Genomic DNA, 23,311 nt, shown 5'->3' with positions numbered 1-23,311 from the left:
ATTATATACCGCAAAATAACATTTTCACATACCTTTTTACTATCCAAAGACTTATGTGAATTTTGCTATCAAAAAATCTCATCTCTACATTTTTCATACAACTATTGGCATATACTTTTCTATATCAATTCTTCAATAGGTTAAAAATATATCCATTTTATAAGACCTTGATTAAAAGAATACATCTATTTCACTTGAATATAAATTTATTAGGAAGGAGGTGTAATAAAAATTTTATGCCCGTTTATTGGCTGCTTAACTGTTAATTTTTAGAATATTATCATATATCATGGGAAAGGGAGTAGATATGATTCATAGCAAACTCTTATCAGGTCTCTTTTTAATCTTTGTCTTGATTAATTTTGCTTTTGTAAATATTTCAGCAGGCGCTTGGTCTAAACAGGAAGTAGATGATCCAGTATATTTCTCTAATAATTACTCAAGGGCAATAGCAATTGATACCAGCAACAATCCCCACATTGTTTATGGAGGAGACCATCTTTATTATACATATTATGACGGCAGCGAATGGCAATACGAGATTGTAGACTCATCACCTGGAATCGGTTACTATGCCTCTATAGCCCTTGACACATCGAATAAGGCGCATATCAGCTATTATGATTGGAATAATAAAGATCTTAAATATGCCACAAATAGATCAGGCAGTTGGATAATGAGGAGATTGGATACTATTGGAGATATAGGCTCCTATACATCCATAGCAGTAGACAAATCAAACAAGGTGCACATCAGTTACTATGATGCTACAAATGGTAATCTTAAATATATTAGCAATGTCTCTGGTAAATGGATAAAAGAAAATATAGATGATGGTGAAAATGCAATTGGTTTGTATACCTCCATTGCACTCGACACATCAGATAAGGTGCACATCAGCTATTTTGATAGTACCAATTCTAATCTTAAATATATTACAAATGCCTCTGGTACATGGATAGCAAATACAGTAGATAGCTCAGAAGACGTAGGCCGATATACTTCAATAGCAATTGACACATCAGACAAGGTACATATCAGCTACTATGACCTTACGAATGGCGACCTCAAATATGTCACTAATATAACAAACTCATGGGTACAATATACTGTGGATAGTAACAAAGATGTAGGTCAATATACTTCAATAGCAATTGATACATCAGGCAAGGTACATATCAGCTATTATTCAATATTTATGGGTGACCTGAAGTACGCCACTAACGCTTCCGGTGCATGGGTAATAACGCCTGTAGATACAAATGGTATTTTAGGACAATATACCTCCATTGCACTTGATACCTTGAACAAAGCACATATATGTTATTACAATTACTCTAGTAGGTATCTCAAATACACTACAAATGCATCTGACTCATGGGTAAAAGTTAATTTGGACAAGAGTGAAGTTGTAGGCACGTATAGCTCCATAGCTGTTGATAAATCAAATAAGATACACATCAGTTATTATGACTCTCTCCATAATAACCTTAAGTATGCCACCAATGCCTCAGGCCTGTGGGAAACAGCCACGATAGATAGTAATGGAGATGTAGGTGAATACAGCTCCTTAGCACTTGATACAGCAGGCAAAGTACACATCAGCTACTATGATGACACGAACAATAATCTTAAGTATGCCACGAATACATTAGGCACATGGGTAACAACCACTGTGGATAGCTATGGAGATGTAGGCAAATATTGTTCTTTGGCACTTGATACAGCGGGTAAGGTACATATCAGTTATTACGACGATACCAATGATAATCTTAAATATGCCACCAATATACCGGATGCATGGATAGCAACTGCTGTTGATAGTGATGGAATTGTTGGTAAATATACCTCGCTGGCGCTTGGCGCAGCAGGTGATGTACATATCAGCTATTATGATGATACGAACCATGACCTTAAGTATGCCACGAGTGAATCCAACCAGTGGATAGTAACTACAGTGGACAGCAATGGAATTGTAGGCCAATATACATCTCTGGCACTGGATACAGAGGGTAAAGTACATATCAGTTACTATGACGACACGAATGATGACCTCAAATATGCCACAAACGTCTCAGGCTCATGGATAAAAAATACTGTGGACAGTAATGGATCTGTAGGCAGGTACACTTCCATTATATCTGGCGTACAAAGTAAGGTACGTATCAGTTATTACGATAGTTCAAAGGGTAACCTCAAATTTGCTACCAATAGTTCAGGCTCATGGGCAACATGGCCACTAGACTTTCTTGGCGATGTAGGCGGGCACACCTCCATTGCTCTTAAATCAGGCAAGGTACACATTAGCTATTATGATTATACGAACGGTGACCTCAAGTATATCACGAATACACCTAGTCTATAAGATTGTAAAAGAAAAATACTATGGGTAAACTCATGGAAGAGAACAGAGAAATAGAGTAAAACCGAAGCATGATCAGCATAGGAATAGGGAGTGATTTTAAATGCACTCCCTATTTTTTAACCAAAACCGCTTACGTAAGGTAGCATAATAACCAATAGTAGCAATACATAGGAATAATAAGACATGAAATACTTTTGTTTGCAAATACACAACAATGCTGGAAAAACGATCACACATCTGAATCTATTTTACAATAATATCATTTTCGACTGATTCGACGCCTTCAACACCTTCTGCAATTTCTTCTGCCCTCACCGCCTGCTCAGATGTATCTGCAAATCCGCTAAGCTGTACATTTCCTCTAAAAGTCTTCACCTTAATGTCTAAAGCATCAACGACCGGATCAGAGGCAAAAGCAGACTTTATTTTTGTAGTAATAGTTGCATCATCGATATATTCCCCGGTGCTCCTTTGGTTCTTACTACCAGCACAACCTATCATTGCAGCAACAAATACAAAAACAATCATATACCTTGCCAAACTTTTCATAACTTCCTCCCTCTTCTCAAATGTTAACCTTGACTAATTGACACTTTACCATCACCTATAACAAATTCCTTTACAAACATATTTAACAGCAAGAAATGATAGTTTGAATATCTATTTTACAAGAGTATTATTTCCGACAATGGTTTAACAATCAGAATTATAAAACAAAATACTCTATCCAAAACTTTCCCTTATTCTTATGATCTTTTTGCTCCTATGACCAACAACGCAATTCCCCCTGCTAATGCTAATCCACCAACAATTGGAGGCAAGGGAATTCTTTTGGTCTTTTCAGCCGTTGCTTCGATAGGACCAACTTCTAACACCTTTTCTTTGGTTTTAAAAGTAATGCCCTCATACACAAAAGATACAATTCCCAAAATAATAAGTATAACCCCGATAATAATGTATGTTCTCATCCTTTCTACCTCCCCTTAGTTGTATTTATAACTTCTCAATTTTTAATACCGCTAAAAACTTATCTGTTATACTGCCTTATCATCTATAGATAAAACAAAAAGCCTCACTGCAAAGCTCTATTTTGTTAAAAAATTAATCCATGTTTATTCAATAAACAATCAAATATCATACCAATATAAATTATACGTAAAACTTTTTTATGATTTTTACAACAAAAAGACCTTACTGCAAAGATATTCTGTAGTGAATATTTTTACAGTAAGGCCTTTTTTATTCTTATAATAACTTTTATAGCGTTGAAAACTATCTATTTTGTATCTTCATTTGCTCAAGATTTTATCTAATAGAGTTTTTACATTAAGTTTTAATCCATCGAAAGGACGACGGTATCAATCAGAAGTACTCAAGTTCATTTAATGATTTTCAGCCTTTTCCAATGAGAGCGGCAATAAACCGACTTGAAGCGTCCTTTCAATCCGCCGCACACCTTGTTTACTCTTACATAATACTCCATTGATAGCAGATTTAATTATTAGTCTGGATCTATCATAGGTTATCAGTATCTTAAATATAAAGTATAGTTTTAACATGATTATCAGCGTTAATGGCGATACCAAAAGGAGCACCTTAGGTTTCGACATCTCTACAGCCAGATGCTGGGTCATATGGCTTATTAATAAAGCCATTACTGAAAAAGTGGCTATGAGAATGATCCCAATCTTTAATGACATATAGATAACAGCACAATTCATCAAAAACGATCTATATTTTTTCTTAAAATTAAGTACAGCCGCTATTAGCTCTTCAGCTTTTTTCTGTATATTTATAATCAACCTTGCATCGGAAAAACTCATCGAATCTAACATAACATACCTCTTTCTTCACACAATAGGCATCTAACACATTGGCGAATTTCTGAAACGATGATTATACTGCCTGTTATAATATTCCATAAATTCACCGTTCTTTATCCGATTCCACCATCCCTGATTATTTTTGTACCATTGTATCGTATCTTTAAGGCCATTTTCAAATTTTATTTTTGGTTTACAGCCTAAAGATGCAAGTTTAGTACAATCTAAAGCATAGCGTCTATCATGTCCTTCTCTATCCTTCACATGTTCTATCAAAGTTTTATCTTTCTTAAGCTCTTTCAGGATAAGGTTCGCTGTATCGATATTGGACCACTCATTACCTCCGCCGATATTGTATACTTCACCGTCTTTCCCATGCATCATGAGAAAATCAATGCTGGCACAATGGTCTTCAACATGAATCCAATCCCTTACTTGTTTTCCATCACCATATAACGGAAGCTTCCTGTCTTCTAACGCATTCGTGATAAAGAGAGGTATGAATTTTTCAGGATACTGATATGGACCATAGTTATTGGAGGCTCTTGTTATAATGATAGGTAACCTGTAGGTTATCCAATATGAATAAGCAAGCCTGTCTCCACCCGCCTTACTCGCAGAATAAGGGTTACTGGGGTTTAAGGCATCTGTCTCCCTGAAGGCGCCATGATGGGCTGTCCCATACACTTCGTCTGTAGATATCTGAATAAATTTTTTGACCTTATGATGCCTTGCTGCCTCTAAAAGGATAAAAACACCCTTCATATCTGTGTCAATGAAGGTACTTGCACTCAATATGCTTCGGTCGACATGTGTTTCAGCAGCAAAGTTGACGATTACATCAACTCCTTCCGCGGATACAATATGTTCTACTAGCTCTTGATTACAAATATCCCCTTTGTAAAATTTACATTGTTTAGACTTTTTTGAATCTTCTGTAATATCCTTTAGATTTTCAAGATTGCCCGCATAGGTTAACTTATCAAGCACTACTACTTGCTTATCTTGATTAACCATACGGCGGACAAAATGGCTTCCAATAAACCCTGCACCACCCGTAATAAGTATAGACATATATCCTCCCAACTCTGATTAAATTAATGGGAGATAAAAAGATTTCATTTGTTTGCCAAACTAAGCCATACGTTAGCTCTTTTTAAAGCAGCCTGCGCTTTTTCTTTAACTTCAGTGGTTCCCCCCATAGCTAAAGCTTTTTCTGCAGATTCCTTTTCGGCGCGCATTTTTTCGATATCAACTTCATCTTCCATAACACATGAATCAGTCAGCACAATAACATTGTTAGCCATAACTTCCAAAAAACCGCCATCAAGAGCAAAACGTATCGAGTTATTATTTGCATCAGTAACTACCAAGATGCTCGTCTGAAGTTCCGTAATCAGAGGAGCATGATCTGCAAGTATACCCAAAGCACCCTCAGTTCCAACTGCAGTAATGCCTTGAACAGGATTGCTATAAACAACTTTTTCAGGTGTAACAATCTCAAATTTAAATGTTTTAGCCATGTTTATCCACCCATTTGCTTCGCCTTTTCTATTACTTCTTCAATGCCACCTACCATATAGAAAGCCTGCTCAGGTAAGCTATCATGCTTACCCTCAACTACCTCTTTAAACGCTTTAATGGTCTCCTTCAATGGTACATACTTACCTTTCGTACCGGTAAACTGCTCAGCAACAAAAAATGGTTGCGATAAGAACCGTTGTAACCTTCTGGCCCTACCTACCAATATTTTATCCTCTTCTGAGAGTTCTTCCATACCTAAAATAGCTATAAAGTCCTGGAGTTCTTTATATCGCTGCAATATCCTTTGCACTTCTCTGGCAACTTCGTAATGTTCCTGACTTACAATTCTTGGATCAAGTATTCTGGAGGTTGATCTCAGAGGATCTACTGCGGGATAGATACCTAACTCTGCAATCTGACGGGACAAGGAGATTGTAGCATCTAAGTGTGGAAAGGTTGTTACCGGTGCAGGATCTGTAAAGTCATCAGCGGGAACGTAAACCGCCTGCAAGGAAGTAATTGAACCCTTCTTCGTTGTAGTAATCCGCTCCTGGAGGTCTCCCATTTCTGTAGCCAATGTAGGCTGATAACCTACAGCAGAAGGCATACGGCCCAGAAGCGCTGATACTTCAGAACCGGCCTGTACAAACCGAAAGATGTTATCGATAAATAAGAGTACGTCTTGCCCTTCTGCATCTCTAAAATACTCTGCCATAGTCAAACCCGTTAAAGCAACTCTCAATCTGGCGCCGGGAGGCTCGTTCATCTGGCCAAAGACTAGTACCGTCTTATCGATAACCCCTGACTCCTTCATTTCAAGCCATAGATCATTCCCCTCACGAGTTCTCTCGCCAACGCCTGCAAATGCAGAATAACCACCGTGTTCAGTAGCAATACTTCTAATAAGTTCCATAATCAATACGGTTTTTCCTACTCCCGCGCCTCCAAACATTCCAATTTTTCCACCACGAGCAAAAGGAGCAAGAAGGTCAATAACTTTTAAACCCGTTTCTAATACCGTAGTAACAGTTTCTCTCTCTTCAAATGATGGTGAAGGACGATGAATAGGAAAACGGTTTGTAACCTTTACCTCTCCCAGCTTATCGATTGGATCGCCTAAAAGATTAAAAACTCTACCAAGCACCTCTTTTCCAACGGGTACGGTAATTGGCGCCCCTGTATCGATAGCATCCATACCTCTGATAAGTCCATCTGTTGATGACATTGCAATACACCGGACCGTATCATTTCCTAAATGCTGTGCAATTTCAGCAACAACAGAAATATTTCTTTTTGCATCTTTTATAGTAACGGCGTTTTTTATAGGTGGAAGATTACCCGGAGAAAAACGCACATCAATAACTGGTCCAATGACTTGTACAATCGTTCCTTTATTATTTTTTCCAGCCAAAAGTCTTGCTCCTTCCTTCATTTTTAACCCATTGCTAATTTATTTTTTAGAATTTGAATGCTCCTCATAGTCTTATGTTAGCATTTCAACATTTCTAAATATTTTTATATACCTTATATATGTTACTTTTTTATTTTTACTCAATAGGTAAAATTTCACCTTACGAGCGCTTCGGCGCCCGAAACAACCTCTAACAATTCCTTCGTTATTGCCTCTTGCCGAGCTTTATTGTAAGTACTGGTTAATTCTTCAATCATTTCACCGGCATTCTCAGTAGCGGCTATCATGGCCACTCGCCTTGCAGCATATTCAGACGTTAAGGATTCTAAAATACACTGATACAATCGAGTTTCAATAAATTTCGGGAAAAGATGATTAATTATCTGTTCTGCCGATGGCTCAAAAATATATTCACCACCTGACTTTTCTTTCGATTCAAAAATATCTTTTTCTATGGGCAACAATCGCATACTCGTGGGGAAAGATTGCATAACGGTATGAAATTTCGTATAAAATATATGCAACTCTCCAAACGCATTCCTATCGTACCCATTAATTAGCTGAGCAGCTATCGCCTGCACCCGGCTATATCCGAGCTTCTCCACACTTTCAGGAATGTATTCTTCAATAGCAGGAGCATAGATTCCTTTAGAAAAATACTGATATCCTTTCTTTCCGATGAGGATCAATCTAACTTTTTTATCAGATTGAGCCTTCATAAACCGAACTACTTTTTGTATGATGTTGTTATTATAAGCTCCGCAAAGCCCCTTATCCCCTGTAATCAAAATAGCTTTTATAACGGAAACTTCCTGCCCTTTTTCTGCAAACCACGGATGGGCTTTTTCTAATGTGGAAACCAGATGGTTCAAGACCATATGCATTCGTTCGGTATAAGCTCTTGATGCTACAACCCTGGACTCAACCTTTTTTAGCCGGCTCGCAGCAACCATTTCCATGGCGCGCGTAATCTGCTTGATACTTGAAATACTCCTGATACGTTGTTTAATTTCTCGAGTACTCAGCATTTCTTAGCCCTTCTTTACAAAGTTTTGTTTGAATTCCTTGATCGCATTCTCTAATTTCGGTATCAGTTCCTGGTCGAGTTTTTTCTTCTCTTTAATCTCAATACCAATAGAAGCATATTTTTCTCTCATAAACTTCAAAAACTCTCTTTCAAAAGAACGAACCTTATCTACGGCAATATCATCCAGATATCCGTTAATACCAGCAAAAATTGCCATGATTTGTTCTTCTACCGGTACAGGAGAATATTGCGGCTGTTTTAAAATCTCTACGAGTCTGCTACCTTTGGCTAATTGCGCCTGAGTAAATTTATCCAATTCAGAACCAAACTGTGCAAAGGAGGCCAATTCTCTATACTGTGCCAAGGTCAAACGTAACGTTCCGGCAACCTTCTTCATTGCAGGAATTTGGGCGTTTCCACCAACCCTGGACACTGATAACCCTACTGAGATAGCAGGACGTATACCTGCATTAAACAAATCACTTTCTAAGTAGATCTGACCGTCTGTAATAGAAATAACATTGGTTGGAATATAAGCTGAATAGTCCCCTGCTTGCGTTTCCACAACAGGAAGCGCAGTTAACGAACCTCCACCGAGATCGCTGTTCAGTTTTGCTGCCCTCTCCAGTAACCGTGAATGGAGGTTAAATATATCACCGGGAAAAGCTTCGCGTCCAGGTGGGCGCCGTAATAACAGAGAAATCTGCCGATAAGCAATAGCATGCTTATAAAGATCATCATACATAGCCACGGCATGCATACCATTATCTCTGAAATACTCTCCCATAGCGCAGCCAGCATACGGCGCAATATATTGAAGCGGGGCAGGATCAGATGCAGAGGCTACAACAACGATACTTATATCCATCACCTTATGATCTTCCAATGTCTTAACAACATCAGCAACAGTAGACATCTTCTGACCGATCGCCACATAAATACAGTAAACACCGGATTCTCGCTGATTGATTATCGTATCAATGAGAATAGCAGTTTTACCTGTCTGTCTATCGCCAATAATAAGTTCACGCTGACCTCTACCAATCGGTATCATTGCATCAATTGCTTTAATACCAGTTTGGAGCGGCTCTTTTACCGGTTGCCTTTCAACCACGTTGGGAGAAGAGCTTTCGATAGGTCTAAAATGCTCAGTGGCTATAGGCCCCTTACCATCAATAGGTTGACCTAAAGCATTTACTACACGGCCCAATAATGCCTTACCAACAGGCACCTGTACGATCTTGCCGGTAGTCTTTACTACATCACCCTCTTTAATTTTTTCATCGGAACCCAGCAGGATGGCGCCAACATTATCCTCCTCCAGGTTCATAGCAATGCCGTACACATTTTCAGGAAATTCCAATAACTCACTGGACAAACAATCATCCAAGCCGTAAATACGTGCAACACCATCCCCTACCTGCATAACATATCCGACATTTTCTAATTTTAGTTTTTCCTCATAACCTTCAATTTCCTTTTTTAGGATTGAAGTAATATCCGTGGATGCTAATGCCATATCCCCCACTCCTATCGTAAATAATTTAGACCCTTTTCTTCGCTTACATAATTATAATAACAAATCATGTGAAAAGCGATAAATACAAAAGAATCTCCATGATCAAATTCCTCAATTTCAAGTTATGTGGCAGGAGCTACTCCTGCCACAAATTGTACTATTCACCAAGCTCCGGGGCTACTAAAAGCATCTGTAAATCGGACTTGATGCTTTATTCCATGTTTAGAAAATACTGAAACTATACTACGCTGTTCGCAGCGATAGTAATTTGGTTTTGAGATTTTTTAATTTGCTCACAACACTTCCATCAATCATTTTATTACCAATTTGGATTATCATACCTCCCAAAATATCTGGATTATGAACAACTTCAACCTCAACTGTTTTACCAGTAAGTTTACTGAGCTGCTTTTTGAAGTTGTCTAGCCGTTCTCCTGCCAGAGGTATGACTGTCTGCACTCTGGCTTTTACGATTCCTTTCTTTTCACTCGCAACCGTTTTATATACCTCAGGAATAAATTCCAGAAGGCCTATCTTTCTCCGATCCACTAATAAATACAAAAAATTCTTCATGAGATCTGAGACAGATCCACCAAACACATTCTTGATTAAATCCTTCTTCTCGTTTCTTGGGATCGATGGATGAAACAATATCTTTTTAAGGTTATCGTGTCTTGTGATTACATCAGAAACCAAATCCAGTTCTTTCTCAATTTGCTCAAAATTTCCCTTCTTTAAAGCTACCTCTAAAAGGGCATTAACAAATGCAATTGCAGCACTTTTATCTAACACGCAATTCCCCTATTTCTTCAATAAAGCCGTCAACAAGCTCTTCAGCTGTCTGTGGACTTATCGACTGCTTAATTATTCTGGAAGAAGCTAAAATGGAAAGAGTCACTACCTGATTTCTTATTTCTGTCAGAGCTTTCTTCCGCTCTTGTTCAATCCCTTCTTGCGCCTTTATCCTGACTAGTTCAACCTCTTCCTTAGCACGTTTAATAATTTCTTCGCTAATACGATTACCCTCATTTATAGCTTCCTGAATCCGCCTGGCAGCATCAGCCTCTGCCTCAGAAAGCTTCCTTTGATACTCCAACTTAACAGTTTCTGCCTCTGCTCTGTCTTTTTCAATCCTCTCGTAGGTGTTTCTTACTTCATCCGTTCGGGCTTTTATTACAGCTGATATCTTACCAAAAAGAAATTTCTTAAGAACAAAGAGCAGTATTAAAAAACCAGTTCCCTGGATAATAATAGATTTAAAATTGATTCCCAGGGTATTCAAAATATCCAATGAGATTCCCTCCTAACACTTATTTCACTGCGTGTTGAATTAATTCAAGAACTGCCTCTGTCTTTGGTAATTTTCCAAGAAGCATAAAGGACATCATCAAGGAATAGATTGTTAATGATTCAATAAAGGCCAGACCAACAAACATAACAAGCTGTATTTTACCTGCCGTTTCAGGCTGCCTTGCTATGCTGGTTGTCGCACCATAAACTGCCATACCTTGTCCAATAGCACAACCAAAAGCTGCGATTGCTATCAAAGCCACTGATACTGCTAATACTGCAAAATAAACCACGGTACCTCCTCCTTCTTAAAAAATGTTAATGATGCTCTTCTTCATGGATGCCAATTGCACCCGCTATATAAAAACTTGCCAATAATGAAAAAATCATTGCTTGTATTGTACTGCCCAGTAAGGCAAGAAAAACCATCGGTAGATGCATTGGTAAAGGGATGTAACCCAGGAGAAACGGAGAAATTCCTATAAATATTGCAATAATTGTATCTTCTCCCATAACATTACCAAACAAACGCATAGATAAAGATAATGGACGTGAAAGCAATTCTTGCATTAAATGTAAAGGAAAAACGAGTGGGGCAAGCCAAATTGGCTTTCCTGCCATATGCTTAAGATACCCTACAACGCCATTGTTTTTCACTCCCTGGTAGTGCGTAACAAAAAAAACGATTAATGTTAAAGCAATAGTAGTATTAAAATTACTCGTTGGTGAGTGAAACAGGGGGATTTGCCCTAGCATATTCATGGCAAAAATATAGATAAACAACGTCCCAATAAACGGAATAAAAGGCCCTGCAGCTCTTCCCATCTGTGATCTGGTAAAATTTTCAAGCCCTTCCACAAGGATTTCTAAAAAAGCCTGAAGCTTACCAGGGGTTTTTCGCAACTTTCTCGTTGCAAGCATAGAAAATAATGTCAAAAAAATAATTATCGTTGCCGACATTATTATAGGTACCCACTCGTGCTTCGTTAATCCTAAAAAATGACTATGGGCATCGATAGGCACTAAATCTACAAACGATGGTAATTCAGTTGTTTTTTCGCCTCCATCACCTGCACCAGACACAGACTAACCCCTTTCTTACATATAAATTAGTTGAAAAACATAATAACTCTTCCATAGCACACTTCTCATTACAAAGGATAAAATATTCAATTGCAAGATTTATCGCTTAACTATATCTCAGTTTAACCTTTTTATAGCGTGGCGATTGGAGCCATTACAAAAATTATAAATTCATATCTTTATAAGGGACCTTAACCGACTTATTCATATAATTTACCAGTACTTTACTGCCAATTTTCATAATAATCACTGCTATGACTACACTGAGACCAATCATCATAGCAATTACATCAACATCCAGAAATAAGCTAATCGAAAGTAATAGTGCACCTAGAATAAAATACTTTAAGATGTTTATTTTTAAGAGAAATTTCTTAATCTCAGAGCTCTTATGCTGTATTGCATGTCGTATCGTATGCCGTATCGTCCACCACAATACCTTATAGAGAATTAAGCTTATAAAACAACCGACAGCAACACTTACAGTTACTATAAAAGACATATAAGATAATGAGCAAACAACGAGTAAGAGTGACAGAAAAAAAGAAGTTTTAAGCACCCTATCGGGAAACCCCTCATCAAAAAACAAAAGAGATTTTTCTTTATCCTCTATTATCATGGTTTTTATTATTTTCTTCTAATAATTTCTTTACTAGCTTAAAAAATTCTATAAAACTTCCAATAACTCCTAATATAATGAATGACATCATAAACCACGGAGAGGTGTCAAATCTTTTATCTAAATAGCCGCCAAGAAAATATCCCCCTGCTATAGCGCCAGCAGTCGTGAAACCAAAGCTCCCAACTAATCCTATAACACGATACGTTTCATTATCTTTACCATTTTTATCTTTCTTGACAAGAGGCAATCTATTTCCCTCTATACAAAAATCCATATCGAGGCTTGTTCGATTAGGAAAATCAACTTTCAACAAAAAGAAACACTATCTACGAATTTTGAAATGAACATAGCCCTTCAGATCTTCGTTTAAAAACTTTTTACTACCTCCTTAAAAGCATCGATCGTTGCATCAATTTCTTTTTCACCATGGCATGTTGATACGAAAATTGCCTCAAACTGAGATGGAGCAAAATAGAAACCTTTTTCTAACATACCGTGAAAGAACTTTGCATATCGCTCTGTATTACATTTCTTGGCCGTGGTATAATCCGTCACTGGCTGGTCTGTAAAAAACGTACATAACATTGATCCTATACGTGTATGGTAAGCAGGTATTTTAGCATCTTTACATACTTTTTCCATACCTACGGCCAATCGATGAGATTTCTCTTCTAATCCTTTATAAATAGTAGTATCTTTAAGTATTTCTAATGTAGCAATACCAGCAGTCATAGCTACAGGATTGCCCGATAGCGTACCGGCTTGATATACAGCACCCATAGGTGATATAGTGTCCATAATTTCCCTCTTGCCACCATATGCGCCGACCGGAAGACCCCCACCAATAATCTTGCCCAGGGTTGTTAAATCAGGAGTAATATGGTAAAGCGACTGCACACCGCCATGCGCAACCCTGAAACCGGTCATTACCTCATCAAATATAAGCACAATACCATACTTCTTGGTTATTTCTCTCAATCCCTCTAAATAATTTTTTTGAGGAAGCACTACACCCATATTTCCAGCAACCGCTTCAACAATAATACAGGCAATTTCCTTCCCGCGCTTGAGACAAACATCATTCACTGCGTCTATATCATTATAGGGAAGAGATATTGTATGTTTAACAAAATCTTGAGGAACACCTGGACTCGTGGGCGTTCCCAATGTCGTGGCGCCCGAACCTGCCTGGATAAGCAAACTATCCACATGCCCATGGTAACAGCCATCGAATTTAATCACCGCATCCCGTTTGGTAAATCCTCTCGCCAGGCGAATAGCACTCATTGTGGCTTCTGTACCAGAATTAACCATTCTTATCTTTTCCAGAGAAGGCATAGCTTCTTTAATGAGTTGCGCTAACCTTACCTCTTGCTCGGTTGGGGCTCCGTAACTGGTTCCATTGGAAACTGCCGCATGAATCCTTTTTACAATCCTGGGATCGGCATGCCCCAATATGAGTGGCCCCCATGAGCCTATATAGTCCACGTAAGCATTGCCATCAATATCATTCAGATAACAACCTGTTCCGGATTTTATAAATAGAGGAGTTCCTCCTACTGCACCAAATGCCCTAACAGGGCTATTAACTCCTCCGGGTATAAATTTTTGCGCTTCAGCAAATGTCTTTTCTGATTTTTCGGTAATTCTTTTTGACATAGAGAATTTTTATTCTTATTATTTATGTAAGTAGAGTTCTAAGTCCAGAAGATACTTCTAGTACCACAAAGATCGCCATCTTAGCAAACATTAATTTTTTTGTCAATATATTTCATAAATTTTCATTTGCCTTTTCTATGAACAAAAAAATCAATTTAGGGGTGCTAATTTCTGGTAGTGGTAACACTCTTCAGAATTTTATAGACCAGATAAAAACAGAAAAACTTAATGCCCACATTGAGGTTGTAATAAGCAGTAAGCCGGATGTTGCGGGTTTAGACCGTGCGAAAAGATATAATATCCCTACAGCAGTCATTCCTTATGTAAATTATAAAGATGTTGATTCTTTTAGTAATGCTCTCAGTACGGAATTAGATAAGTATGCTATTGATTTAATTACCCTTGCAGGTTTTATCCATCTCTATAAGATTCCTGAGAAATACCAGGGAAAGGTTATGAATATTCATCCCGGCCTCATCCCCGCCTTTTGCGGTCGACAGTATTATGGTCATAAGGTTCATAAGGCCGCCATTGACTATGGAGTAAAAATTTCCGGATGCACCGTACACTTTGCTGATAATACTTACGATACCGGACCTATTATCATCCAAAGGGCTGTTCCTGTATTTTTTGAAGATACGCCTGATACTCTTGCTGCCCGGGTATTCGGAGAAGAATGTATGGCATATCCCGAAGCAATACGCCTGTTTGCTGCAGGACGATTACGGATAGAGGGCAGAAAGGTAAAGATACTAAACTCTTAGCAGTGAAATTACAATAAAATCCAATACGTAAAATTTTAAATACCGGGCAATTTGATTGGGAGGAACTTACGTTCGATTTAAGATCTTACTATTTATATTTATCCAGGATACAACACGTGAATTTTGGATTTATATGTGCTCCTCCGGGAGATAGATGCAAGCTACACATTGAGGCATAATTTACATAATGTATATATATAGTAAAGAGATTTTACCAAACGGACTACGTGTAATTTATATAGAGATGCCTTATATCCACTCCGTGGTTATGTCTGCCTATATCAGCGTAGGGTCCCGATATGAGGAAGAAAAGAAGACGGGTATCTCGCATTTCCTTGAACATATGCTTTTCCGGGGAACGAGACGTTTTAAAAATTCTTTCGAGTTGCTTCAAGCTATTGATAGTATCGGTGGAGAAAATGATGCTTACACATCTCCGGAGTATTCTGCCGTAACTATTCAGGTACATAACAAACACATCGAACAGGGATTACAGATATTAGGCGACATTATCCTGGGAGGAAATTTTAAACCGGAAGATATCGAGATAGAAAAATGCATCCTCCGCGAAGAAATGAAACAATTTGTAGATGTAAAAGGAGATTATGTATGCATTGACGATATGTCCTATTGTCTCATGTGGAAGAATGGTTCAACAGAGATACCTTTATTCGGAGATGAAAAAACCATCGCATCCTTAACCGCCGAAGACCTAACAGCATACTATAAGCAATTCTTTGTTCCAGATAATATGGTTCTCTGTATCAGTGGGAACTTCAAGAAAGAACAAGTCGTCCATTACATATATGGAGTGTACGGGAATCTACAAGGTAAGTTTACCGGACAAAAACCACCTCTCAGAACCAAGCAAACAAAGCCGAAATATTTATTTAAAAAATCTCCTTCTCAAACCACCAGTTTTAAACTTTGTCATAAGGCGTACCCGTATAAGCACAAAAATGTCATTATCATGCTTCTCATTGCAGATGTTCTGGGAGGAGGCATTAGTTCAAGATTATCAATCAATCTCCGTGAGAGATTAGGCCTCGTTTACGAAATAGCCTGCTACCCTACGATGTTCTCTGATGTAGGGTCTATTGATATCTACACATCTACAAAAAAGGAAAATTTTGAGAAAACAGCACAGGCCGTCATGAATGAAGTCCACAAACTTTCTTGTGAGGGAATAACCGAGCAGGAACTCAAAAGGACAGAGGAGCGGGTGTTCAGTCAGATGCAGCTTATTATGGATAGTCCGCTCGCGATGGCTAACTGGTTTGGCATTGAAGAACTGTTAATTACTCCAGAAATACCTGATACACCCGAAAAACAAACCCAGAAAATTCATGATATTCGATTAGAAGATGTGCGCAAAGTTATTTCTGAAATTTTTGTACCTGAAAAGCGCAATTTTATCGTTGTGGGCGCTTATAGTTTGTCGAACAAGAAACATACCATTACGATGCTTACATAATTTCTTCGCTTTTGTAAATTCTCTACAGACCCTTTAATCTGATATTCTATCGAAATATATGGAAACGTATGATAATTCTTTTTAGAAAGGTTTTACCATGAAAAGCTGTATCATAACCCTCTTACATCTTCTTGTAATTTTTACCCTTAGTTGCAGCAAAAATGATACCCCGCATACCAAGGTAGGAATTGTTTATAAACCCAATAGCAGCATGAACGATGATACCTTGAAACAGGGGGCATCCGGTTTAGACACCTCCCCCCTTGATAGAAAAGAGGTCGATAATAAACTGGAATCCATGGAAAACAATGATTTATTCAATTTTGCGCTTGATGCCGGAAATCAGGGTAACTATGGAGATGCCCTGACGGCATATAACAAACTATTGGAACGGGATAAAAATTACCCTGATGTTTATTACTATCAAGGGCTTTTATACCGGGATATGGGTATGCGAGATGAAGCTATCAGCGCCTTTCAAACAGCCATTATTCAAAACCCAAATTCAGCAGAGGCCCACTATAATCTAGGCTACGCTTATCGATGTAAGGGATTACATAGAGAAGCTATTGCAGAATATCAAAAATCTTTGGAACTTATCCCTGAAAATAAGACAAAACAACGGACATACATTCATTACAACCTTGGATTTTCTTACTTTTCCAATGGACTGATTGATGATGCAATCAATGAATTTACTAAGGCCCTGGCCTATAAGCCAAAAGATAAGGAAATTCATCAGAAGCTCGGCATTGCTTATACGGCAAAAGGTTGGACGGATAAAGCAAAAGATGAATTTTCTCTGTATCATACCTACGATAAACCTATAAAAAAATAATACTTTTACCACCAAAGAACCAAAAGATATAAAAATGGAGAACACAATGAAAGACCTTAAAAGCAGGCTTGATTTATTGGAAATGGATTTAAAAAAACTGGAAAAAAAGATCAAAGAAGACGGTCCTCATGGCTCCACAGAAGAATGGCATCATGTATTGCATAGGGTAAGAAAAATCGAGGAGTTTGCTATCGCACAATTAGCAATTAAAAAATATTTAGAAGAGCGTGAAAAACCGATGTGAATACGCCTTTCTGAATAGTACTATTAACAAATATACACGTAAATATATACATGAAACTTTCTTTAAAAGATACTTCAAGCATTGTGGTCATAGGCGGTGGGCCGGCAGGGAGTTTCTTCACTCATTTTGCGTTAAAGCTTGCAAAAGAATATGGATATAAGGTCACTTTAACCATCTTTGATGGAAGGGATTTTATTCAAAAGGGCCCGGTCGGATGTAACATGTGTGCCGGAGTCTTATCCGAAACCCTTATCGAAAGGATGGAATCTGAGGGAATTGTATTGCCAAAAGAGCGCGTTCAACAGGAAATAGACGGCTACTATTTTCAGACACAAGGACGCGGTATTCCACTGTATCATCCAATTCCGGGGCATAAACCAAAGATTGTAACGATTTTCCGTGGGAACGGTCCCCGGTTCTCCAACGTAACTACCAATATCAGTTTTGATGATTTTCTCCTGAAACAGGTAGCATCTCAAGGAGCAAAGGTCATTCCTGCTATTGTAGAAGAGATAGAATTGCCCAAAAACCCACAAGACTTAATCAATATCGTTTACTGTGAAGCAGGTGTAAGAAAAAAGATGACTGCGCATCTTGTTGTAGGCGCATTTGGTCTTAATACATCCCTTATCAAGAGGATTGTAGGTAAGGAATTTGGGTATCGGGAACCACAATCTGTAAGAACTTGCAATACCGAGCTTCACTTAGGGCGCTCTTTTATCCAAAAGAATTTTCGGAATACCATTTATGTGTTTGCTTTAGGAATTAAACCTATAAAATTTGCCGCTCTTATCCCGAAAGGAGACTATGTTACCATTTCACTTATTGGCAAAGAAGATATAACAAAGGCACATTTAATGGAATTCCTGGAGCATCCAAAAGTATCCAGCCTTTTACCAGAAGGATGGTCGTTGCCCAAAAGTCTCTGTATCTGTTTTCCGAAAATACCTGTCTCTCATGCTCCCCATCCGTATACCAACAGACTTATTATTATAGGAGACGCCAGCATTACACGTACCTATAAAAATGGCATCGGATCTGCCTTTGATACAGCAAGGTTAGCATCAAATACCATTTTCAAATATGGTATCTCCGAAAAAGATTTCAAAACGGGATATTACAAACCCGCATTAAGACTTTTGGCGCAGGATAATTTTTTTGGTAATCTCATGTTTAGCATCCACGATTACACTACCTCTAGCAAGCAACTCGTAAATGCGCAAATTGATCATCTTGATAAATATAAGAATGCGTGGGAATCTATCCAAATTAATACCATCTTATGGAATATGGTTACGGGCAATACCAGTTATAAGGAGATTTTCTTCAAAGCCATTAACCTGCGCCTGCATGCCATCATGTTTCCCTATATCCTTTCTGCCGCTATAAAACAAGTATACGCTTCCTTAAAGAACTGCATATATCTTAACTATGATAAAACACAAAAAGCTCAGAAAGAATCGGAACTAGGACCGTTAAAGAATAATCAAACAGTTGTTATTATTGGTGGCGGACCTGCTGGCACGAGTTGCGCCATCACCCTAAAGAACCTCGCAAAAAAACGAAATATTAATCTGGAGGTTATCCTGTATGAGCTAAAGGATTTTGAGGGTGGCATTGAACATAACGAGTGCGCTGGTGTCCTTTCTCAACCTATAGAACGTATCATTGAAGAAAAACTAGAGATTCCCTTTCCCTGGCATCTGGTTAAAAGAAAGGTGACGGGTTATTACCTTCATACCGATGGACAGGTTATCAAGCTTGATGGTGAAGGAGAAGTCTCTTATACTTTGCGGAGGATTCAATTCGATGCTTATCTCTTACAAAAGGCTAAAGAGGCCGGCGTAACGATTATTCGGGGTAAAGCTACCAATGTGGAGATCGGTCAGCATAAGGTTATTGTATACAGTGAGATAAAGCATGTTTTGGCCGATGTTATCGTCGGCGCATTTGGACTTGAGGAGGGTACAAACCGCATATTTGAAAGTGAAACGCCATATAAATCACCAAAATTTCTCTTAACGATACTAACCAAATTCCATCCCAAAGGGAAACACCATGATCTGGAGGATACAGATGGGTACATCCATGCCTTTTTGCCATCACGTAAAGATATAGAATTTGGTGCAATTACCCCCAAGGATGATCACTATACGATAAATATTGCTGGCGCAAAGATCTCTTCCAGGTCTATGGATGAATTCCTTCGATTACCCGATGTTTTAGGGGTACTTCCTCAAAATTTCAGAGAATTTTTGGATAAACTCGATTACCATCGTGGTTGCTTTCCCATAAAACCCGCCAAAAACCTCTTCGGCAACAGATATGTTACTATTGGTGATGCAGCCGGCCTTATTCGTCCATTTAAAGGCAAAGGAGTCAACGCCGCCTGCTTAATGGGAATTGCGGCTGCTGAAACGATGATATACGCGGGCATATCGAAAGAAGCGTTTCAAACCTATGCTGACAACTTTCAGGAAATCATGAGGGATATACCGTATGCAAAAGCGGCGAGGAAATTTGTCATATGGGGAACCTATTACGGTTTTCTCGCTCCTATTATTCAAATCGCAAAAAACCACCCATCCTGCAAAAAAGCATTATTCGATAGTATATCGGGTAAGAAAATGTATCGTGAGATACTCCTGGATAGTATAAGCGTAACACTCTTTATAAAAATAACTATGATAATCATTCAAAGGTTTGTAAAATGCATGTATAATAAATGCAGGCAGTTAGTTATACGTTGATGTGCTTATAGGGCAAACTTATAAAATAAGGTTTACTCGAGGTTGGAGTGCCGCCTGTGCATATCATTCTCAGAGCTGTTCAGCCTGGTAAGAAGAGAAAGAATAACCCCATCTAAATACACAAGGCATGCCTGCTCAAAAAGTGTACTCCGGAATTGAATAGATCCATTATTCTTATAATTGGTGCTCACTTCCTGTACCGGTAATTCAATAATAACATCCGCTTGCCTTGCAAGTGAAGAGTCTTTGCAGGAAGTCACAGCGATGATGGTAGAATGTGATTTCTTAGCCAATCCGGCAATATAACCGGTGATATGGGTATTACCAGAACCGCTGCAGGCTATCAATAGATCTCCTTTATCGATATTGGGTGTTGTAGCATCGCCAACGCAATAAGCATGCAATCCAATATGGGTAAGTCTCATAGCAAAGGTGCGTGATACCAGCCCTGAACGTCCTTGCCCTGTAACAAATATACTTTTTGCAGTAAGAATAGATAAAACAAACTGCTCATATGCCTTCTCATCGATCTTTTCCAATACAGAATAGATTTCGTCTAGTATAATTTGTGTAGTCGCTTTAATACCAAGAGGGTTACCATGAATCTTCAATTTATCAGACCTTAAGGAATTTATCTAAAGTAAATAATTACAAAAATTTTACCATGCAGCATAGTATATTTCAAGTAAGCATACATTCTCGTCAAAAATAATAAAGCTTTGTACAGGGAGGTACGTGAAAACCTTAGATTTTATTTTTTGTTGCTCTCTTGTATAAGGTGTGTTAAAATTTTTTTCATTTTCAGTATTCTAAATCATTAAAATATCGGCTTATATGTTTAAAAAAGGAGTATTCATATGGGAGTTTTTCTGGGTAAACTCATCAGTCTTTATGAGATCGCATTACTCATCAGAATTGTATTATCGTGGGTGCCTCATAACCCCTATAATCAGGCAATACAATTTCTTTATAAAATCACAGATCCCGTATTGAATCCCGTACGAAAACTCATCCCACCCATCAGAGGTATAGATTTCTCCCCGGTAATTGTATTTATTGCCTTAGGCGTTGTTAAACGGATGGCATTGGTACTATTTTAATCTTCCACGAACATATACTTATGAAAAAAATTATTGTAATGGATGTAGACGGTGTGCTATTTAGAGGGCAATTTTTATTGCACTTAGCGCGTTATGTAGGAATATTTGTATACATACGGACGGTTCTCCTGTGTTTTCTCTTTAATATGAATAAAATCTCTATCCAGGAATTGCTCAAAAAGGTATATGAGCGTTTTAAAGGAATTGACCTCGAATCTGCACAAACAGTTTACAAAAATATTACGATAATAAAATATGCACAAGAGACGATTGAGACGCTGCGCAGCCATGGCTATTATGTAATTCTTGTTAGCAGTGGAGTGCCTGATTTATTTGTAAAAGACCTTGCAACAAGATTATCGGCAGATAACGGATACGGCGTGGAAATCGGTATACAGAACAGGCGATTAACAGGCGATGTATTTGGACGTCTTTCCCAACCTCACGGTAAAAAAGAACTCATTGAAGAGTTATTAATCAAAAATAACCTTACATGGCAGAATACTATTGTTCTTGTGGATGACCGTAATAATCTTAATATTATGAATAAAGCCAGTATCAATATTGGTGTTAATGCCCACTACACCGTGCGGCAAAAGGCAAATTACTTAATTGATAGTAGAAACCTTGCCGAGGTTCTGGATATTTTGAATATAGCAGATGCAGATACCTATGGAACTCTGTCTGCAGGTATGCGGAAACAATTTATTCATTCGTGGTATCAGGAAATTCGAAGAAAATTTCTCCATATCCTCATCGCATGCGTGCCAATATTCTCCAATTTCATTTACTATACAACCCAAATGACACTCCTTGCTTTGTTAGGCGCTTATGTGATTTCTGAATGTCTAAGGATCAATGGGTACTCATTTCCACTTTTGGGAAGAATAACAAGATCCAGTGTTCGTAAAGTAGAAGAACGAGATTTTGCTTTTGGACCAGTGACTTTGATTCTGGGAGCGGTTTTATCTTTACATTTCTTTCCCGCTATGATTGCAAATATTGCTATATGGATTGTAGCATTTGCCGATACCGCTGCTACCATAGTTGGCAGGAGTCTGGGTGTCCATCGTATCCCTTACAACAAAAAGAAGAGTCTTGAGGGCACTTTCGCAGCTATGATTGTGGCTTTTTTGTGTGGATATATCTATTTACCAATTCCGGTAGCTTTATTTATAGCGCTCATTTCAAGTATGATAGAATCATTACCGCTAAAGTCGTTAGATAATCTATTCATGCCCATTGGTACCGGACTTCTCTTGTTATCTCTCGGATATTCATAGCATTTTACTCTTTTACAGGGTGACAACACGAGGTATTCTTCATTATGCGCATACTGGGAATCGATTATGGTGAAAAGCGAATTGGCGTTGCGTTAAGCGACCCACTTGGAATTACCGCACAAGGATTAACAACGATAGAACGTACTCAGATAAAAGAAGACCTGCAAAAAATACTGAATATTATACAGGAAAAGGAGGTTGAAGAAGTTGTCGTTGGTTTACCAAAACATATGAACAATACGTTAGGGGACAAGGCACATGCGGTACTGGCATTTGTTGAACTATTAAAGAAGCGTGTTCAAATCCCTATACATACTATCGATGAAAGGCTCAGTACTGTTAGAGCAAATAAAGCTATGCTGGAAGGAGATCTATCGAGAAAGAAGAGAAAAGAACGAATTGATATGATTGCCGCCCAGTTCATATTACAGAACTATTTAGCGAGAACTCAGAAATAAAATCAACAATGGAAGAATGCTGGCTTGCACACGGAGGAGTAACCATCCCGAATTTCCCGGTTCAATCGTAAACGATT

General features: G+C 38.2%; 25 protein-coding genes. 9 read left to right on the top strand and 16 right to left on the bottom strand.

Features of this window, described 5'->3' with window-relative positions:
* The first annotated feature begins 307 nt into the window (after positions 1-307).
* Positions 308-2,365 carry a hypothetical protein gene (locus FBQ94_RS08085; protein ID WP_007221628.1) on the top strand — a complete coding sequence of 686 codons (2,058 nt, stop codon included), beginning with the start codon at positions 308-310 and terminating at the stop codon, positions 2,363-2,365.
* 243 nt (positions 2,366-2,608) lie between these two features.
* On the opposite strand, the gene FBQ94_RS08080 is transcribed toward FBQ94_RS08085, so the two are convergent.
* From FBQ94_RS08080 to hemL, 15 genes are all read right to left on the bottom strand, one after another.
* Entirely contained in the window at positions 2,609-2,914 is a 306-nt protein-coding gene (locus tag FBQ94_RS08080; protein ID WP_007221627.1) for a BON domain-containing protein, read from the bottom strand.
* A 197-nt stretch (positions 2,915-3,111) separates the two neighbouring features.
* On the bottom strand, positions 3,112-3,333 hold the full coding sequence (locus FBQ94_RS08075) for a hypothetical protein (RefSeq protein WP_007221626.1): 222 nt from the start codon (positions 3,331-3,333) through the stop codon (positions 3,112-3,114).
* Positions 3,334-3,747: 414 nt separating this feature from the next.
* The gene (locus tag FBQ94_RS08070; RefSeq protein WP_007221625.1) at positions 3,748-4,200 is read right to left on the bottom strand and encodes a hypothetical protein; all 453 of its coding nucleotides are present in this window, start codon (positions 4,198-4,200) and stop codon (positions 3,748-3,750) included.
* A gap of 30 nt (positions 4,201-4,230) precedes the next feature.
* Positions 4,231-5,262, bottom strand: coding sequence for a dTDP-glucose 4,6-dehydratase (rfbB, locus tag FBQ94_RS08065; protein ID WP_007221624.1), 1,032 nt, complete (start codon positions 5,260-5,262; stop codon positions 4,231-4,233).
* Positions 5,263-5,306: 44 nt separating this feature from the next.
* A complete protein-coding gene (gene atpC, locus FBQ94_RS08060) occupies positions 5,307-5,711 on the bottom strand; it encodes an ATP synthase F1 subunit epsilon (protein ID WP_007221623.1) in 405 nt (134 codons plus the stop codon).
* Between the two features lie 2 nt (positions 5,712-5,713).
* Positions 5,714-7,144: a F0F1 ATP synthase subunit beta gene (atpD, locus tag FBQ94_RS08055; protein ID WP_007221622.1), complete on the bottom strand. Its 1,431-nt coding sequence runs from the start codon at positions 7,142-7,144 to the stop codon at positions 5,714-5,716.
* A gap of 134 nt (positions 7,145-7,278) precedes the next feature.
* Positions 7,279-8,151: an ATP synthase F1 subunit gamma gene (gene atpG / locus FBQ94_RS08050; protein ID WP_040543675.1), complete on the bottom strand. Its 873-nt coding sequence runs from the start codon at positions 8,149-8,151 to the stop codon at positions 7,279-7,281.
* Between the two features lie 3 nt (positions 8,152-8,154).
* Complete coding sequence (gene atpA, locus FBQ94_RS08045) at positions 8,155-9,669, bottom strand: F0F1 ATP synthase subunit alpha (RefSeq protein ID WP_007221620.1); 1,515 nt, start codon at positions 9,667-9,669, stop codon at positions 8,155-8,157.
* Between the two features lie 243 nt (positions 9,670-9,912).
* On the bottom strand, positions 9,913-10,461 hold the full coding sequence (gene atpH, locus FBQ94_RS08040) for an ATP synthase F1 subunit delta (RefSeq protein WP_007221619.1): 549 nt from the start codon (positions 10,459-10,461) through the stop codon (positions 9,913-9,915).
* Positions 10,451-10,960, bottom strand: a complete 510-nt coding sequence (gene atpF, locus FBQ94_RS08035; protein WP_007221618.1) for a F0F1 ATP synthase subunit B — start codon at positions 10,958-10,960, stop codon at positions 10,451-10,453. The genes atpH and atpF overlap by 11 nt, the downstream gene beginning before the upstream one ends.
* Before the next feature lie 19 nt (positions 10,961-10,979).
* Positions 10,980-11,252 (bottom strand): ATP synthase F0 subunit C, encoded by a 273-nt coding sequence (gene atpE / locus FBQ94_RS08030; RefSeq protein ID WP_007221617.1) that lies wholly within the window; start codon positions 11,250-11,252, stop codon positions 10,980-10,982.
* A 25-nt stretch (positions 11,253-11,277) separates the two neighbouring features.
* Complete coding sequence (atpB, locus tag FBQ94_RS08025; RefSeq protein WP_007221616.1) at positions 11,278-12,042, bottom strand: F0F1 ATP synthase subunit A; 765 nt, start codon at positions 12,040-12,042, stop codon at positions 11,278-11,280.
* 163 nt (positions 12,043-12,205) lie between these two features.
* Entirely contained in the window at positions 12,206-12,661 is a 456-nt protein-coding gene (locus FBQ94_RS08020; protein ID WP_007221615.1) for an ATP synthase subunit I, read from the bottom strand.
* Complete coding sequence (locus FBQ94_RS08015; RefSeq protein ID WP_007221614.1) at positions 12,645-12,938, bottom strand: AtpZ/AtpI family protein; 294 nt, start codon at positions 12,936-12,938, stop codon at positions 12,645-12,647. Before FBQ94_RS08015 ends, FBQ94_RS08020 begins: the two co-directional genes overlap by 17 nt.
* 92 nt (positions 12,939-13,030) lie before the next feature.
* Positions 13,031-14,323: a glutamate-1-semialdehyde 2,1-aminomutase gene (gene hemL, locus FBQ94_RS08010; protein ID WP_007221613.1), complete on the bottom strand. Its 1,293-nt coding sequence runs from the start codon at positions 14,321-14,323 to the stop codon at positions 13,031-13,033.
* Between the two features lie 137 nt (positions 14,324-14,460).
* Here hemL and purN point away from each other — a divergent pair, with 137 nt between their 5' ends.
* The 5 genes from purN to FBQ94_RS07985 all read left to right on the top strand — a co-directional run bounded on the left by purN (position 14,461) and on the right by FBQ94_RS07985 (position 20,393).
* A complete protein-coding gene (gene purN / locus FBQ94_RS08005) occupies positions 14,461-15,087 on the top strand; it encodes a phosphoribosylglycinamide formyltransferase (protein WP_007221612.1) in 627 nt (208 codons plus the stop codon).
* A gap of 187 nt (positions 15,088-15,274) precedes the next feature.
* On the top strand, positions 15,275-16,561 hold the full coding sequence (locus tag FBQ94_RS08000) for a M16 family metallopeptidase (RefSeq protein WP_007221611.1): 1,287 nt from the start codon (positions 15,275-15,277) through the stop codon (positions 16,559-16,561).
* A 97-nt stretch (positions 16,562-16,658) separates the two neighbouring features.
* Positions 16,659-17,399: a tetratricopeptide repeat protein gene (locus FBQ94_RS07995; RefSeq protein ID WP_007221610.1), complete on the top strand. Its 741-nt coding sequence runs from the start codon at positions 16,659-16,661 to the stop codon at positions 17,397-17,399.
* Positions 17,400-17,445: 46 nt separating this feature from the next.
* Complete coding sequence (locus FBQ94_RS07990; RefSeq protein ID WP_007221609.1) at positions 17,446-17,643, top strand: hypothetical protein; 198 nt, start codon at positions 17,446-17,448, stop codon at positions 17,641-17,643.
* A gap of 50 nt (positions 17,644-17,693) precedes the next feature.
* Positions 17,694-20,393 (top strand): NAD(P)/FAD-dependent oxidoreductase, encoded by a 2,700-nt coding sequence (locus FBQ94_RS07985; RefSeq protein WP_007221608.1) that lies wholly within the window; start codon positions 17,694-17,696, stop codon positions 20,391-20,393.
* Between the two features lie 32 nt (positions 20,394-20,425).
* Here the strand turns inward: FBQ94_RS07985 and hxlB are convergent, their stop codons facing one another.
* Positions 20,426-21,004, bottom strand: coding sequence for a 6-phospho-3-hexuloisomerase (gene hxlB / locus FBQ94_RS07980; RefSeq protein WP_051006174.1), 579 nt, complete (start codon positions 21,002-21,004; stop codon positions 20,426-20,428).
* Positions 21,005-21,250: 246 nt separating this feature from the next.
* Between hxlB and FBQ94_RS07975 the strand changes: the two genes are divergently transcribed.
* Genes FBQ94_RS07975 through ruvX form a run of 3 tightly spaced genes read left to right on the top strand, consistent with a single transcriptional unit; the run spans position 21,251 to position 23,234 of the window.
* The gene (locus tag FBQ94_RS07975) at positions 21,251-21,493 is read left to right on the top strand and encodes a YggT family protein (protein ID WP_007221606.1); all 243 of its coding nucleotides are present in this window, start codon (positions 21,251-21,253) and stop codon (positions 21,491-21,493) included.
* 20 nt (positions 21,494-21,513) lie between these two features.
* Positions 21,514-22,776, top strand: coding sequence for a haloacid dehalogenase-like hydrolase (locus tag FBQ94_RS07970; protein ID WP_007221605.1), 1,263 nt, complete (start codon positions 21,514-21,516; stop codon positions 22,774-22,776).
* Between the two features lie 44 nt (positions 22,777-22,820).
* Positions 22,821-23,234 (top strand): Holliday junction resolvase RuvX, encoded by a 414-nt coding sequence (gene ruvX / locus FBQ94_RS07965; protein WP_007221604.1) that lies wholly within the window; start codon positions 22,821-22,823, stop codon positions 23,232-23,234.
* The last annotated feature ends 77 nt before the right edge of the window (positions 23,235-23,311 follow it).

The organism is Candidatus Jettenia sp. AMX1 (genome assembly GCF_030263775.1).
Lineage (GTDB): Bacteria > Planctomycetota > Brocadiia > Brocadiales > Brocadiaceae > Jettenia > Jettenia caeni.
This window is presented reverse-complemented; position numbering and strand designations above follow the sequence as displayed.

Excerpts from the sequence above, each read along its gene's own strand:
- FBQ94_RS08085 (WP_007221628.1), top strand. The coding sequence starts at position 308 with ATGATTCATAGCAAACTCTTATCAGGTCTCTTTTTAATCTTTGTCTTG.
- FBQ94_RS08080 (WP_007221627.1), bottom strand. The coding sequence starts at position 2,914 with ATGAAAAGTTTGGCAAGGTATATGATTGTTTTTGTATTTGTTGCTGCA.
- FBQ94_RS08075 (WP_007221626.1), bottom strand. The coding sequence starts at position 3,333 with ATGAGAACATACATTATTATCGGGGTTATACTTATTATTTTGGGAATT.
- FBQ94_RS08070 (WP_007221625.1), bottom strand. The coding sequence starts at position 4,200 with ATGTTAGATTCGATGAGTTTTTCCGATGCAAGGTTGATTATAAATATA.
- rfbB (WP_007221624.1), bottom strand. The coding sequence starts at position 5,262 with ATGTCTATACTTATTACGGGTGGTGCAGGGTTTATTGGAAGCCATTTT.
- atpC (WP_007221623.1), bottom strand. The coding sequence starts at position 5,711 with ATGGCTAAAACATTTAAATTTGAGATTGTTACACCTGAAAAAGTTGTT.
- atpD (WP_007221622.1), bottom strand. The coding sequence starts at position 7,144 with ATGAAGGAAGGAGCAAGACTTTTGGCTGGAAAAAATAATAAAGGAACG.
- atpG (WP_040543675.1), bottom strand. The coding sequence starts at position 8,151 with ATGCTGAGTACTCGAGAAATTAAACAACGTATCAGGAGTATTTCAAGT.
- atpA (WP_007221620.1), bottom strand. The coding sequence starts at position 9,669 with ATGGCATTAGCATCCACGGATATTACTTCAATCCTAAAAAAGGAAATT.
- FBQ94_RS08020 (WP_007221615.1), bottom strand. The coding sequence starts at position 12,661 with ATGATAATAGAGGATAAAGAAAAATCTCTTTTGTTTTTTGATGAGGGG.
- FBQ94_RS08015 (WP_007221614.1), bottom strand. The coding sequence starts at position 12,938 with ATGGATTTTTGTATAGAGGGAAATAGATTGCCTCTTGTCAAGAAAGAT.
- hemL (WP_007221613.1), bottom strand. The coding sequence starts at position 14,323 with ATGTCAAAAAGAATTACCGAAAAATCAGAAAAGACATTTGCTGAAGCG.
- purN (WP_007221612.1), top strand. The coding sequence starts at position 14,461 with ATGAACAAAAAAATCAATTTAGGGGTGCTAATTTCTGGTAGTGGTAAC.
- FBQ94_RS08000 (WP_007221611.1), top strand. The coding sequence starts at position 15,275 with ATGTATATATATAGTAAAGAGATTTTACCAAACGGACTACGTGTAATT.
- FBQ94_RS07995 (WP_007221610.1), top strand. The coding sequence starts at position 16,659 with ATGAAAAGCTGTATCATAACCCTCTTACATCTTCTTGTAATTTTTACC.
- FBQ94_RS07990 (WP_007221609.1), top strand. The coding sequence starts at position 17,446 with ATGAAAGACCTTAAAAGCAGGCTTGATTTATTGGAAATGGATTTAAAA.
- FBQ94_RS07985 (WP_007221608.1), top strand. The coding sequence starts at position 17,694 with ATGAAACTTTCTTTAAAAGATACTTCAAGCATTGTGGTCATAGGCGGT.
- FBQ94_RS07975 (WP_007221606.1), top strand. The coding sequence starts at position 21,251 with ATGGGAGTTTTTCTGGGTAAACTCATCAGTCTTTATGAGATCGCATTA.
- FBQ94_RS07970 (WP_007221605.1), top strand. The coding sequence starts at position 21,514 with ATGAAAAAAATTATTGTAATGGATGTAGACGGTGTGCTATTTAGAGGG.
- ruvX (WP_007221604.1), top strand. The coding sequence starts at position 22,821 with ATGCGCATACTGGGAATCGATTATGGTGAAAAGCGAATTGGCGTTGCG.